Raw genomic sequence first — 13187 nt, 5'->3', positions numbered from 1 at the left:
ACTGCCGTTTCAGAAGGCCCGGCCACGGTTTCCAACAGCTTAACATGGGCGAGATTTTGTTGCCCGGCGCGGTTTCGCCGCTGGAAGCGGTGAAAAGATGCCGCACCACACATCCGCCTTTGTTAGCGGCTGCAACCGGGTTACCAAGGTGCAATGATTGCGTGTTCGAGCGAAGTTTAATCCGGTTCGCGCGACGAAGACGCATCAGAGCCAAAAGAGTTCGCGCAATCCCAACCGTTGCAAGGCTTCCGATCTCCATGAAAATCCGCAAAGCCGTCTTTCCCGTCGCCGGTCTCGGCACCCGCGTGCTGCCCGCCACCAAGGCCATGCCGAAGGAAATGCTGACCATCGTCGACAAGCCCCTGATCCAGTACGTGGTCGACGAAGCGCGGGAAGCCGGCATCGAACACTTCGTGTTCGTCACCGGCCGCAACAAGGGCGTGATCGAGGACCACTTCGACCGCATGTTCGAGCTCGACACCACGCTGGCGGCGCGCGGCAAGAAGGCCGAGCAGGACATTTTGGCGCAGAGCCAGCCCGAAGCCGGGGCGATGAGTTTTACGCGGCAGCAGGCGCCGCTCGGTCTCGGCCATGCGGTGTGGTGCGCGCGCGACATCGTCGGCAACGAGCCGTTCGCGGTGGTGCTGCCGGACGAATTGGTGCTGAACACGCCGGGCTGTCTGAAGCAGATGATCGAGGCGGCCGGCCAGCTTGGTGACAACGCCAACGTGCTCGCGGTCGAGGCAGTGCCCGATCATCTGACCCATCAATATGGCATCTGCGGCGTCGGCAAACGCACCGGCAAGATGTTCGAGGTCGACGGCATGGTGGAGAAGCCGCCGAAGGGCACGGCGCCATCCAACCTGTCGATCACCGGCCGCTACATCCTGCAGCCGGAGATCTTCAAGATTCTGGAGACCCAGGAGCGCGGCGCCGGTGGCGAAATCCAGCTCACCGACGCGATGATCGGACTTGCGAAGTCGCAGAAATTCTACGGCGTCGAGTTCGAAGGCGAGCGCCATGATTGCGGCTCGAAAGCCGGCTTCCTGCGCGCCAACATCGCCTACGGCCTGAAGCGCCCCGAACTGCGCGACGGGTTGATCGCCGAGATGAAGAAGTATCTGGGGGAATGAGGCAGCTTTGTCCTCAACCACGGCTGTCATCGCCCGGTCAAGTGTTCAAGCCGGGCGATGACCGAGCAAGTTGAGCAACCGACCCGTCATCCCTGAGAGGATGTGAATGTATTCACGGTCGCCTTGGCGAAAGCCAGGACCCATTACCCCAATCGCCTGTTGTCGTGCGACGCTAGAGCCGCTATCCCGCTCTCAATCGAATTCGGTGGCTATGGTCTTGGCTTTCGTCAGGACGACGACCTGGGCAGGCTGCTCGCTACAATTCTCACACCGTGACACCCTCTCAGGATGACGGTCACGCAGTTGCGCCCAACGACGATGGAGCACGCAGCTCCCACGGCATCAGCGAATCTGCGACGCCAGCCGATCAGGCCGCGCTTCGGTTCTCCTCCGGCGATCGCTGTTGCTCGGCCTTCCAGGCGTTGAGGTCTCCGGGCAGCAACTCGGGTTCGTCCTCGGCTCGTTTCCTTGAGCCGAAGGCCAGCCCGACGAGCCCGACGATCACCAGAAGGGCGCCGACAATGATCAGCCAATGCGGCAATTCCAACAATGGCATGGCGACACCTCGCTGCCCTTGATGAATACACACCTGCGAGTATCAGCCTATGCCTGCCGGCGGCCTACCGCCATATGCCATGTTGGTTAACGTCGATGCTGCCGGCGGCTCCCGGGGCGCTGGTCATCGCGCGGAGTCGTGCAACGTGTGGGCGTGAATCCGCGCTACGCCACCAGCGCGATCTTCTGCGTGCTGGCGAGCACCGACCGGTTGCGGCCGTTAGCCTTGGCGGCGTAGAGCGCCTTGTCGGCGGCCTCGACCAGGTCGGACCATTGCTGCGCGGCGGTCGGCTTGATGCTGGCGACGCCGATGCTCACCGTCGTGATCAGCTCGCCCTCGCACCATTGCTCGACTTTCATGCGGATGGTCTCGGCGACGTTGAACGACTCGATCGGGCTGGCACCGGGCAGCAGCACTGCGAATTCCTCGCCGCCGAACCGCGCGGCGCAGTCGCCGGCGCGGCGCACCGCATCCGAAATGCAGATCGCGATTCCGACCAGCACCTGGTCGCCGGCCTGGTGGCCGAAAGTGTCGTTGTAGGCCTTGAAGTGATCGGCATCGATCATCAAGAGCCCGATCGGCTGGCCCTGCCGCGCCGCGCGGCGCCATTCGAGCTCGATCTCGGCATCGAATTTGCGCCGGTTCTTCAGGCCGGTGAGGGCGTCGGTCGTCGCCATCTCCTCGAGCTTGTCCTCGGCGTCAGCGCGGCGGCCGATCTCGCGGGCGAGCACCAGCGCCGTCGAGAGCACGAACACGATCAGCGCCGCCATGATGGCGCCGATCCGCATCACTTCGGTGTGCCAGAGGTTGAACACGCTCTCGAGCGGCTTGCCGACCACAACATAGAGCGGGCTCGCGCTGTTGCGCCTGACATAGAGCCGCGGCGTCGCATCCACCGGGCCCTTGCCAGCAAAAGCGCCGCCCTCCTTCAGGTTCTCCGCCTTCCAGTCCAGCTGTTGTGCGAGATTGCGGCCGATCACGTCGAGATCGAACGGCGTGCGCATGATGATGGTGCGGTCGCGGCGCAGCACGGTGATGGTGTCGCCGGGCGCGAGATTCAGCCGGCCGAACAAATCGTGGAAATAGCTGAAGCGGATCGAGCCGACCACGACGCCGAGGAAGCGGCCGTCCTCGTCGCTGATGCGCCGGCTCAGCACGATGGCATAGGCGCCACGATGCAGCATCGGCCGGCTGATGAACAGGCCGGTGTCGGGATGGTCGCGGTGAACCGTGAAGTATTCCTCGTCGCTGCGGTTCTCCGGTCGCGGATCGAGGCTCGCGGCGTCGATCGAGAGGTTGCCCGCCGGGTCGAACACCTGGATCGCGCCGAAATGCTTGGCGGTCGCGGCGTGATCGAACAGGATCAAATGGCGGAGCTCCTTGCTGACATTGCGGATCGCCGGCATTTCCAGATTGCTGGCGACCGCGCGCAGCGACAGGTCGTAGAGCTCGATATTGCGGCTGATGTCGGCGTCGATGCCGGCGGCGAGGTTCTCCAGCGTCTGGCGGGCGATCTCCTCCTCGCTGCGGCGCATGTCGAGCATCACGCTGGCGCAGATCGCCGAGAAGCCGATCACGGTCGCGACCGACGAGACGATCAGCAATTTTGCCGAAAGCCGCCAGCGCCGTCTTGCCTCTTTTCCCCGTTGAAATGGCATTTCCCGCTCCAGGGCGCCGTCATGCATCGGGAAACGTTGTTGTCGCCTTAAGTGGCGACAGCGGCCGCCGAATGGGTTAACGGGTGGTTGCCGGAAGGCTGAACCTTGTCACCGAGGACGTTGTGAACGACTACGACGCGCTGCGCGACTATCTGAAGAAGCAGCATTTGCCTGAATTCGTGCTGACCTTCGACGAGATCGAGGCGATCATCGACGCCGCGCTGCCGCGCGCCGCGCATCGGGCGTCGTGGTGGGACACCTTGCGCAGCCCGCAGGAGAAGATGCCGCAACGCGAGGCCTGCCTCGATGGCGGCTACATCGCCACCCGCCAGGCGGATGGGAAGAGCGTGAAGTTCAAGCGGATGCCGAAGCCGCGGTAGCTCGAGCGACGAGCCACGATAGGAGCCGCAGCGAAAGTGCGCTCCCTCGCCCCGTTCTTACGGGGAGAGGGTTGGGGTGAGGGGCTGTCTCCTCGTCAACGGTGACAAGATCATCTGCGGAGGTTCCCCCTCACCCGGAATTCAAGCTGCGCTTGAATTCCGACCTCTCCCCGCAGGCGGGGCGAGGTGAAGAGGCAAGTCGTTCGACCCTAGCTCGCCGCTTCGAGCCGTTCCTCGGTGAGCAGCCGCGTCGCGGCGTCGGCGTCCATCGGCTCGCCGAAGGCGAAACCCTGCGCGTATTCGCAGCCGAGCTGATAGAGCTCGACCGCATCCGAATCCGTCTCGGCGCCTTCCGCGACCACTTCCATGCCGAGGTCGTGCGCCAGCGCGATAATCGATTTCAGGATCACCGGGCGGGTGCCGCGGCTGGTGGTGCGGACGAACGACTGGTCGATCTTGATGGTGTCGAACGGGAAGCGCTGCAGATAGGACAGCGAGGAGTGGCCGGTGCCGAAATCGTCGAGCGACAGTCCGGTGCCGAGCTCGCGGATCCGCGCCAGCATCTGCGCGGCGTGCTCCGGATTCTCCATCACCAGCGATTCCGTCAATTCAAGCTTGAGCGTGCCGCGCGCCACCGAGGAGCGCGACAGCACGGTTCTGATATCGTGGATCAGGTCGTGGCGCAGCAGCTGCCGCGACGAGACGTTGACCGAGGCGAAGATCGGGTCGCGCGCGCGCATCGCGCGCTGCCACACCGCGAGCTGGCGCGCGGTCTGGTCCATCACGAACATGCCGAGATCGACGATCAGGCCGGTCTCCTCGGCGACATTGATGAATTCCGACGGCGACATCCGGCCGAGTTTTGGATGGTCCCAGCGCGCCAGCGCCTCGAAGCCGGCGATCGCGCGATCCTCCAGCCGCACGATCGGCTGGTACAGGATGGTGATCTCCTGGCGCTCGATGGCGCGGCGCAGGTCGCTCTCCAGCGTCAGACGGTCGGTCTTGCGCGCCCGCATCGCCGGCTTGTAGACGTCGATGCGGTCGCCGCCGATCCGCTTGGAATGATACATCGCAACCATCCGCGCCAGCGTGTCTTGCGGCTTGAGGATGCGGGTCAGCCGCCGCGCCAGCGTCAGCAGGATGGAATCGCCGACCGCAATGCCGACGGAATCATTGACCTGCTTGAAGCGGTCGAGGTCGATCACCATCAAGGTCGGCCGAAGGTTCGGCACCGTCTTGGCGAGGTTCGCCACCGCGCTGAGGCGGTCCATGAACAGCTTGCGGTTCGGCAGGCCGGTCAGATTGTCGTGCACGGAGTCATGCAGCATCCGCTCTTCGGAGTTCTTGAACTCGGTGACGTCGGTGAGCGTGCCGACCACGCGCGAGACCTCGCCGTCGGAGCCGACCACGGGCCGCGCCTTCAGTGCGAACCACATGAAATGGCCGTCAGGCGTGCGCAGGCGGAAATCCTGCACCAGGCGGCCGCGGCGCTGGTCGAGTACGCTGTCGAGCGCGGCGCGGAAGCGGTCCTGGTCGAGCGGGTGCAGCACCTCGAGCCATTTCGCGGCCGGACCTTCCAGCGTGCCGCGCTTCAGCCCGAGCAGCGCCTCGGTTTCGGGGCTGGTGAACACCTTGTCGGCGGAGACGTCCCAGTCCCAGATCAGGTCGCCCGAGCCGGTCAGCGCCAGCGCGCGGCGCTCGACATCGGAGACGATGCCGGTGGTGGCGCCGCCGCCGGCGAACGCGTGCTGCATCACCGTGAAGCCGATCAGCATCACGATCAGCACGAGGCCGCCGAGCAGCGCCGGGCCGACGATGTCGTTGGTGACCGAGCCCGCCACCGTCATGCCCGCCGCGACCACCCAGACCACCAGCAGGAACCAGGTCGGGATCAATAGTACGGCGCGGTCGAAGCCGTGGGTCGAGAGATAGACAATCAGCGCAAAGCCGGCGAACGCGATCATCACCAGCGACATCCGCGCGATGCCGGAGGCGACCGCCGGATCGAACAGCGCCAGCGCCACCAGCGCGCCGAGGAACACCAGCCAGCCGAGCGTGATGTGCGAATAGCGCACATGCCAGCGGCTGAGATTGAGGTAGGCGAACAGGAATACCAGCAAGGTCGCAGCGAGGATCGCCTCGCCCGCCGCGCGCCAGACGCGCTCGGCGTTGTTCGACATGTCGAGCACCTTGCCCCAGAAGCCGAAGTCGACGCCGATATAGACCAGCACCGCCCAGGCCAGCGCCGCCGCGGCCGGGAACATGATGCTGCCTTTGACCACAAACAAAATCGTGAGCACCAGCGCGAGCAGACCGGAGATGCCGATCACGATGCCCTGGTAGAGCGTGAACGAGTTGACCTTGTCCTTGTAGGCCTCGGGTTCCCACAGATAGAGCTGCGGCAGCTTGTCGGTGCGCAGCTCCGCGACGAAGGTGACGACGGCGCCGGGATCGAGCGTAATACGGAACACGTCGGCGGTCGGGCTCTCCTGCCGCTCGGGGCGGTCGCCGACCGACGGCGTGATGGTCGCGATGCGCGACAGGCCGAGGTCGGGCCACAACAGGCCGGACGAGACGATGCGGTAATGCGGTGCAACGATCAGGCGGTCGAGCTGGTCGTCGGTGTTGTTGGCGAGTGCGAACACCACCCAGTTCTGGCCGCCTTCGCGGGCACGCACCTCGATGCGGCGCACGATGCCGTCGGTTCCGGGCGCGGTGGAGACCTGAATGCGGTCGGTTTCACTGCGCTGATGGTCGAGGACGGCGGTGAGGTCGATCGCTGGCGCATCGCTGCGGACGCTGACGGCGTCGATCGCATGCGCGGCAGGCGCAGCGGCAAACATCATGAGGCCCAGCGCGAGCAGCGCAAGGCACCTGATCAGACGCAATGTCAGTACTCCGCGATCGACAAACTGCCCGGGCCTTGCGAGCGGCTCGGTGGTGGCGCGATAAATGACACGAAAGCGAAGGGAATCAAAGGGTTTCCGCCCTCGCTCCCGCCGTCATCGTTGAACCGCCAACACAATTTTGCCAATATGTGCGCTGGTCTCCATGCGGCGGTGCGCGTCGGCAGCCTTTTCCAGCGGGAATGTGCTGTCCATCAGCGGTTTGACGCGGCCTTCGCGCAAGAGCGGCATCACCTTGGCCTCGATCGCGGCGACCATCGCCGCCTTGTCCGCATTACTACGGGGGCGCAGGGTCGAGCCGGTGTGATGCAGCCGTTTCACCATCAGCTTGGCGAAATTGGCCGACGCCTTCGGTGTTCCCGAGAGGAACGCGATCTGCACGATGCGGCCCTCGACGGCGGCGGCTTCGTAGTTCCGGTCGATATAGTCGCCGCCCACCATGTCGAGGATGACGTTGGCCCCGTTGCCGCCGGTGATTGTCTTCACCGCTTCGACGAAGTCCTCGCTCTTGTAGTTGATCGCATGATCGGCGCCGAGCTTGAGGCAGGCATCGGCCTTGTCCTGCGAGCCGACGGTGACGATCACCTTGGCGCCGAACGCCTTCGCGAGCTGGATCGCCATCGTGCCGATGCCCGACGAGCCGCCATGGATCAGCAGCGTCTCGCCGGCCTGCAGCGCGCCGCGCTCGAACACGTTGTGCCACACCGTCATCAGCGTTTCCGGAATCGCGCCGGCTTCCTGCATCGACAGTGACGGTGGCACCGTCATCGCCTGCGCGTCCTGCGCGATGCAATATTGCGCGTAGCCGCCGCCGGCGACCAGCGACATCACCTTGTCGCCGATCTTGTGCCTGGCGCCTTCGCCGAGCGCGACGACTTCGCCCGCGATCTCGAGGCCGGGCAGGTCGCTCGCACCGGGCGGCGGCGGATAGGAGCCGGAGCGCTGCGCGACGTCGGGACGGTTGACGCCGGCGGCCGCGACCTTGACCAGGATCTCGCCCGGCTTCGGCACCGGCAGCGCGCGGGTTTCCGGCACCAGCACCTCGGGGCCGCCCGGCTTGCTGATGGCGACGACGGTCATTTGCGCGGGCAGGTTCGTCATGGTGCGTCCTTGGGTCAGGAAGGGGATTTGGCGATGGCATATCGCGTTTCCCGCCGAACGGAAACGCGGTCAAGCCCCGAACCGCACAGCCAGTTGGCCTGCTCGCTCAGGCGTGATCTTCTTGACCAGCGGACCGAGCTTTGGGGCCGACTTGCCTCCATGTCATCCGGCAAGATTGCGAATGGGCCACTGGGCCAGTGCGGAACGATGTAGATGGCGGCCAAGGAAACTTGGCAATAGAATGCCATCGTCAAGGTAGCTTGGTGAAGCGTGAGAATCTGAATTGGGAGCCCAAAAATTGGGGCACGCTTGAGGCCGCAAATTTGTACCGATCTTTAAGGACGAGGCCGTGATGCGACTGCGTGCGGCGATTCGAGAGATAACCGGGAACACCAAGCATCTGCTTGGTGTGCGGGTTGGCGACGAGTTGAAAATGGCGGTTTTGCCTGATCCAGACTTTATCGAGATCGTCGAGGAAAATGGCGCCGTGTATCTACTCCGCTTTGACCAACAGGGGGAATGTATTACAGACACTTGGCACGAGACCGTCGAAGCGGCGAAGGGGCAAGCCAACTTCGAGTTCGGGGTCGAAAACAGCGACTGGAGAGACGTCGAGGCTTACCGCCACTATCGGAGCCTTGGCTGGTCGCGAGCCGCCAGATCATCATTGCCGGAAGCCATATGCCGATTGAGGATGACGACCGTCCCAGGAAGAAGATCACGCACGAGATCGGACAGGATCTCTCGCTGCTGTCGGTCGAGGAATTGACCGAGCGCATCGCGCTGCTCAATGCCGAGGTTGATCGTCTGAAAGAGGCGATGACGAAGAAGCGCGCCTCGAAGGACGCTGCGAACGCGTTCTTCAAGACGTAGCACTGATCTCTCTGGGGCTACGCGCTCCTTCACCGCCCCTTAAAAGGGGAGGTCGCTTTGCTCGTCGGAGCAAAGCGGGTGGGGATCTGCTCTCTACATCCGCTGGTGTCTGCGGCCGACCCCCATCCCGACCTCCCCCTTGTAGGGGGAAGGAGAAGAAGCACGCCCCTGTGCCAAACTCGGTCAATGGCCGACATGGCAAACAAAGCCTGAAGAAATCAGTTCATTTACGGTCGGTTAAGCTTTCTCGAATATGACTGCATTGTCCTCGTTTGGACACCGAGTGGCTCCTGTCCACTCTGTTTGACGCCTCCCTGTTATCAACTTCAAAAGCCGCCGGAAACGGCGGCTCTTTTTTGCGTGCCCGGCCGCCGGAAACCATAAATCCGCTTGCGGCTGGACTCTTGGCCGCCCTCGCGCAATGATTTGTTCATCATAAGCCGGCGCGACAGACGCCGGTGGGCGTTACGGTGGTGTGAGGGCGTTAACCATGGCGGATCGTTCCCAGAGCGAGTCCGGTCTCGTGCTGTTCAGTGAACGGCTGACCAATTCGGCGGCATTCGGCGTCTTGTTTCGGGAAGGCATGGACCTGGTCGAGCAGACCGCGGCCTATCTCGACGGCGACGGCCGCACCGAGGCCAAGGCGCTGGAGCGCTCCGTCAGCCTGACCTATGCCACCGAAAGCATGCGCCTCACCACCCGCCTGATGCAGCTCGCCTCCTGGCTCCTGCTGCACCGCGCGGTCAAGGAAGGCGAGATGACGCTCACGCAAGCCAACCGCGAGAAGACCAAGGTCAAGCTCACCGCCGCCGATCCCGGTCCCTCCGACATGATCGCGAAGCTGCCCGAGCAGTTGCAGCAGCTGATCGCCCGCTCGATGGATTTGCAGGCGCGCGTCCGCCGCCTCGACACCACGATCCATGCCCCGGCGCCGGACCGCTCCTCGATCGGCAACCCGCTGGTGCCGCAGCTCAACCGGCTGAAGGCGGCGTTCGAGCGGTAAGGCCGGCGCTTCTTCCACGGACGACGGACCTGACCATCGGCTGCTTTGACGCTATTCTGGCGCCGACAGCGAGAGGTCTCTCACGTATCTGCCGCCGCACTTCAAGATCGACGAGCTCGGCGCGATCCACGCCGCAATGCAGGCGTCGCGGCTGGCGCTGAGGCTTCGGCGGACAAGTCGCTCCGCTCGCAATGACGGCGGAGGGTATTGATGGAATTGTACCTTGCCTTCGCGGTCACGACCGCGACCTTCGCGCTGATCCCGGGTCCGGCCATGCTCTACGCCGCCGCGCGGACATTGGCAGGCGGCCGGCGCGCCGGGCTGATGGCCTCGCTCGGCCTGCATCTCGGCGGCTATGTCCATGTCATCGCCGCGGCCGCCGGCCTGGCGCTGCTGTTTCATGCGGTGCCGCCGCTGTTCATGGCGATGAAGCTCGCCGGGGCCGGCTATCTGGTCTGGCTCGGGCTGTCGCTGTTTCGCGATGGCGGCGATACGGCGCGGCCCGAACTGGTGCCGCTCTCGGGAAAACGCGCCTTCGCGCAAAGCATCGTCGTCGAGGTGCTCAATCCGAAGACCGCGATCTTCTTCCTGGCCTTCCTGCCGCAATTCGTCGATGCCTCGGCAAGCCTGCCGGTGTGGGCGCAGCTGTTCCTGCTCGGTGCGATCGTCAATGTGACGTTCTCGCTGGTCGATATCATCTGCGTGCTGTTCGCCAGCGCCGTGATGGCGAAGCTGCAGCGCTCCCGGAGCTCGCAACGCATCATGCAGCGGATCGGCGGCGGCATCCTGGTCGCGCTCGGCGCACGGCTCGTGTTGCAGGACCGGTAGGCGCGTCATTCCGGGGCTCGCGAAGCGAGAGCCCGGAATCCATCAGGCCGCAAAGTTGGTGGATGAATGGATTCCGGGCTCGCGCCACGGGCGCGCACCGGAATGACGGAGGGAGGTGCAATTCACCCACTTGCTGTCATCGCCCGGCTTGACGGGCGATCCAGTGCGCCGCGGCCTCTCGTTCAATCACTGACGTCTCTGGAATACTGGATCACCCGCCTGCGCGGGCGATGACACCGCGCGTGTGGAAGCTCCCGAAAACAAAAACGCCCCCGCGAGCGGAGGCGTCTGGATCGGCCCACGAAGGAGCGATTGGAGCTGAGCTCAATCCTTCTTGAGGAAGCCCGAAAACTTCTTCTGGAACCGCGACACGCGGCCGCCACGGTCCATGATCTGCTGGGCGCCACCGGTCCAGGCCGGGTGCGACTTGGGATCGATGTCGAGGTTCAGCGTGTCGCCTTCCTTGCCCCAGGTCGAGCGCGTCAGATACTCGGTGCCGTCGGTCATGACGACCTTAATCGTATGATAATTCGGATGAATATCGGCTTTCATGGCAGTTCCTTCGGCGCGCCGGCGCCCATCTTGCGATGTCTGGGATACGGGATTTGGGCGGCTCTATACCCGAAGGGGAACGCCAAAACAAGTCAGGAAACCGGCGGCAAACCGCCCTCAAGCCCATCACCGCATCGGGACGTTCGGTCCATTTGCCAGCCGGGGGTCCGCGGGCCTATTTGGGGGCAGTAGAACCGGTCCAGATTGATGAGCGTAGCCGAACAGCTTGAGACCCCTCGCGGCAATCCGCAGCCGCCCCGCGATGCGCTGCTGGAGGAGGAGGCTTTCATCGAGAGCCAGATCACCGAGCCGGCGAAGAGCCGCGCCCGCCTGCGGCCGCTGCTCGCGCTGGCGCCCTATGTCGCGCGCTACAAGGGCCGCGCCATCCTCGCGCTGATCTCGCTGACGGTTGCCGCGATCACCACGCTGATCGTGCCGGTCGCGGTCAGGCGGATGATCGACATGGGCTTCACGCCCGAAGGTATCGCGATGATCAACAGCTATTTCAGCGTGATGATCGCGGTCGTCGCGGTGCTGGCCGGCGCTAGCGCCTCGCGCTACTACCTCGTGATGACGATCGGCGAGCGCATCGTCGCCGATCTCAGGCGCGACGTGTTCGCGCATCTGATCTCGCTGTCGCCGTCGTTCTTCGATTCGGCGCGCTCGGGCGAACTGGTGTCGCGGCTCACCGCCGACACCACGCAGATCAAGTCGGCGGTCGGCGCCTCGGTTTCGATCGCGCTGCGGAATATGATGCTGTTCATCGGCGCCGCCGCGATGATGGTGATCACGAGCCCACGGCTGTCGCTGTTCGTGCTGCTGGCGATCCCGATCATCGTGATCCCGCTGGTCGCGTTCGGCCGCTGGGTGCGGCGGCTGTCGCGCAATGCGCAGGACACGCTGGCCGACGCCAGCGCCTACGCGTCCGAGCTCGTCAACGCGATCCGCACCGTGCAGGCCTATACCGGCGAGCGGCTGGCGCGGACGCGCTTCGCCGGCGAGCTCGAGCAGGCCTATGAGGCGGCGCGCAGCTCGACCAAGGCGCGCGCCGTGCTGACGCTGATCGTGATCTTCATCGTGTTCGCCAGCGTCGTCGTGATCCTCTGGGTCGGCTCGCACGACGTGCTGGTCGGCACCATCAGCCCAGGCCGGCTTGGCCAGTTCATCCTCTACACGGCGTTCGCCGCCAGCGGCCTCGGCCAGCTCAGCGAGGTCTGGGGCGAGGTCTCGGCCGCGTCGGGCGCCGCCGAGCGGCTGTTCGAGATCCTGCGCGTCAAGCCGGAGATCGCCGCTCCCGCCGCGCCGCGCGCGCTGCCGCAGCCCGCGCGCGGCGATGTCGGTTTTGACAATGTCAGCTTCGCCTATCCGACCCGGCCCAACGCGCTCGCGGTCGACGGCGTGTCGCTCGAGGTGCGCTCCGGCGAGAAGGTCGCGATCGTCGGTCCCTCCGGCGCCGGCAAGAGCACGCTGTTCCATCTGCTGCTGCGCTTCTACGATCCGAAGTCCGGCACCATCTCGCTCGACGGCGTGCCGATCAGGCAGGCGGATCCGGCCGAGGTGCGCGCGCGCATCGCGCTGGTGCCGCAGGATTCCGTGGTGTTCGCCGCCAGCGCCCGCGACAACATCCGCTTCGGCCGGCCCGATGCCAGCGATGCCGAAGTTGAGCGTGCCGCCGATCTCGCCCACGCCACCGAATTCCTGCGCCGGCTGCCCGATGGCTTCGACGCCCAGCTCGGCGAGCGCGGCGTGACGCTGTCCGGCGGCCAGCGCCAGCGCATCGCGATCGCGCGCGCGATCCTGCGCGATGCGCCGCTGCTGCTGCTCGACGAGGCGACCTCGGCGCTCGACGCCGAGAGCGAGACGCTGGTGCAGACCGCGCTGGAGGAGCTGATGCGCCACCGCACCACGCTGGTGATCGCGCACCGTCTCGCCACCGTCCTGTCCTGCGACCGCATCCTGGTGATGGACCAGGGCAGGATCGTCGAGCAGGGCACCCACGCCGAGCTGGTCGCTGCGAATGGTCTCTATGCCCGGCTGGCCCGGCTGCAGTTCGAAGGTATCTAAGGAGCAGGTAGCTCGGCAATCCGAGGCTCCGCCGCGCGCCGGATATTCCGTCACAGCATGTCGCCACAACCCTGACCCGGTTGCTGCGATGGGTGCGATGCGCTTCTCTGTGCCAGAGAAGAGGTCGGTCGGT

At 65.0% G+C, this 13187-nt stretch carries 11 protein-coding genes; 6 read left to right on the top strand and 5 right to left on the bottom strand.

Translation table 11 applies throughout. The annotated features are described in order from the left end of the window. Positions 1 to 257: 257 nt before the first annotated feature. Positions 258 to 1133 carry a UTP--glucose-1-phosphate uridylyltransferase GalU gene (gene galU / locus J6500_RS23895; protein WP_225715145.1) on the top strand — a complete coding sequence of 292 codons (876 nt, stop codon included), beginning with the start codon at positions 258 to 260 and terminating at the stop codon, positions 1131 to 1133. A gap of 367 nt (positions 1134 to 1500) precedes the next feature. Here galU and J6500_RS23890 read toward each other — a convergent pair whose 3' ends face one another. Both J6500_RS23890 and J6500_RS23885 read right to left on the bottom strand, forming a co-directional pair. Then, on the bottom strand, positions 1501 to 1689 hold the full coding sequence (locus J6500_RS23890) for a hypothetical protein (RefSeq protein ID WP_225715144.1): 189 nt from the start codon (positions 1687 to 1689) through the stop codon (positions 1501 to 1503). Positions 1690 to 1853: 164 nt separating this feature from the next. Continuing rightward, on the bottom strand, positions 1854 to 3347 hold the full coding sequence (locus tag J6500_RS23885; protein WP_225715143.1) for a GGDEF domain-containing protein: 1494 nt from the start codon (positions 3345 to 3347) through the stop codon (positions 1854 to 1856). A gap of 122 nt (positions 3348 to 3469) precedes the next feature. Here J6500_RS23885 and J6500_RS23880 point away from each other — a divergent pair, with 122 nt between their 5' ends. After that, a complete protein-coding gene (locus tag J6500_RS23880; protein ID WP_225715142.1) occupies positions 3470 to 3727 on the top strand; it encodes a DUF7662 domain-containing protein in 258 nt (85 codons plus the stop codon). A gap of 209 nt (positions 3728 to 3936) precedes the next feature. Here J6500_RS23880 and J6500_RS23875 read toward each other — a convergent pair whose 3' ends face one another. Together J6500_RS23875 and J6500_RS23870 are read right to left on the bottom strand one after the other, a co-directional pair. Further along, positions 3937 to 6615 (bottom strand): EAL domain-containing protein, encoded by a 2679-nt coding sequence (locus J6500_RS23875; protein ID WP_225715141.1) that lies wholly within the window; start codon positions 6613 to 6615, stop codon positions 3937 to 3939. A gap of 114 nt (positions 6616 to 6729) precedes the next feature. Further along, the gene (locus J6500_RS23870; protein WP_225715140.1) at positions 6730 to 7734 is read right to left on the bottom strand and encodes an NAD(P)H-quinone oxidoreductase; all 1005 of its coding nucleotides are present in this window, start codon (positions 7732 to 7734) and stop codon (positions 6730 to 6732) included. Positions 7735 to 8415: 681 nt separating this feature from the next. Between J6500_RS23870 and J6500_RS23865 the strand changes: the two genes are divergently transcribed. The 3 genes from J6500_RS23865 to J6500_RS23855 all read left to right on the top strand — a co-directional run bounded on the left by J6500_RS23865 (position 8416) and on the right by J6500_RS23855 (position 10438). Beyond that, the gene (locus tag J6500_RS23865; RefSeq protein WP_225715139.1) at positions 8416 to 8607 is read left to right on the top strand and encodes a DUF1192 domain-containing protein; all 192 of its coding nucleotides are present in this window, start codon (positions 8416 to 8418) and stop codon (positions 8605 to 8607) included. 490 nt (positions 8608 to 9097) lie between these two features. After that, a complete protein-coding gene (rcdA, locus tag J6500_RS23860) occupies positions 9098 to 9610 on the top strand; it encodes a protease adaptor protein RcdA (RefSeq protein WP_225715138.1) in 513 nt (170 codons plus the stop codon). Between the two features lie 210 nt (positions 9611 to 9820). Beyond that, positions 9821 to 10438 carry a LysE family translocator gene (locus J6500_RS23855; protein WP_225715137.1) on the top strand — a complete coding sequence of 206 codons (618 nt, stop codon included), beginning with the start codon at positions 9821 to 9823 and terminating at the stop codon, positions 10436 to 10438. Positions 10439 to 10762: 324 nt separating this feature from the next. Here the strand turns inward: J6500_RS23855 and rpmE are convergent, their stop codons facing one another. After that, positions 10763 to 10990, bottom strand: a complete 228-nt coding sequence (rpmE, locus tag J6500_RS23850; protein ID WP_225715136.1) for a 50S ribosomal protein L31 — start codon at positions 10988 to 10990, stop codon at positions 10763 to 10765. A 207-nt stretch (positions 10991 to 11197) separates the two neighbouring features. Here rpmE and J6500_RS23845 point away from each other — a divergent pair, with 207 nt between their 5' ends. Next, positions 11198 to 13054 carry an ABC transporter ATP-binding protein/permease gene (locus tag J6500_RS23845; protein ID WP_225715135.1) on the top strand — a complete coding sequence of 619 codons (1857 nt, stop codon included), beginning with the start codon at positions 11198 to 11200 and terminating at the stop codon, positions 13052 to 13054. Positions 13055 to 13187: the final 133 nt, after the last annotated feature.

Source organism: Bradyrhizobium semiaridum, assembly GCF_020329505.1.
GTDB lineage: Bacteria > Pseudomonadota > Alphaproteobacteria > Rhizobiales > Xanthobacteraceae > Bradyrhizobium > Bradyrhizobium semiaridum.
This window is presented reverse-complemented; position numbering and strand designations above follow the sequence as displayed.

Coding starts and splice junctions, on each gene's coding strand:
- galU (WP_225715145.1), top strand. CDS start 258: ATGAAAATCCGCAAAGCCGTCTTTCCCGTCGCCGGTCTCGGCACCCGC.
- J6500_RS23890 (WP_225715144.1), bottom strand. CDS start 1,689: ATGCCATTGTTGGAATTGCCGCATTGGCTGATCATTGTCGGCGCCCTT.
- J6500_RS23885 (WP_225715143.1), bottom strand. CDS start 3,347: ATGCCATTTCAACGGGGAAAAGAGGCAAGACGGCGCTGGCGGCTTTCG.
- J6500_RS23870 (WP_225715140.1), bottom strand. CDS start 7,734: ATGACGAACCTGCCCGCGCAAATGACCGTCGTCGCCATCAGCAAGCCG.
- J6500_RS23865 (WP_225715139.1), top strand. CDS start 8,416: ATGCCGATTGAGGATGACGACCGTCCCAGGAAGAAGATCACGCACGAG.
- rcdA (WP_225715138.1), top strand. CDS start 9,098: ATGGCGGATCGTTCCCAGAGCGAGTCCGGTCTCGTGCTGTTCAGTGAA.
- J6500_RS23855 (WP_225715137.1), top strand. CDS start 9,821: ATGGAATTGTACCTTGCCTTCGCGGTCACGACCGCGACCTTCGCGCTG.
- rpmE (WP_225715136.1), bottom strand. CDS start 10,990: ATGAAAGCCGATATTCATCCGAATTATCATACGATTAAGGTCGTCATG.
- J6500_RS23845 (WP_225715135.1), top strand. CDS start 11,198: ATGAGCGTAGCCGAACAGCTTGAGACCCCTCGCGGCAATCCGCAGCCG.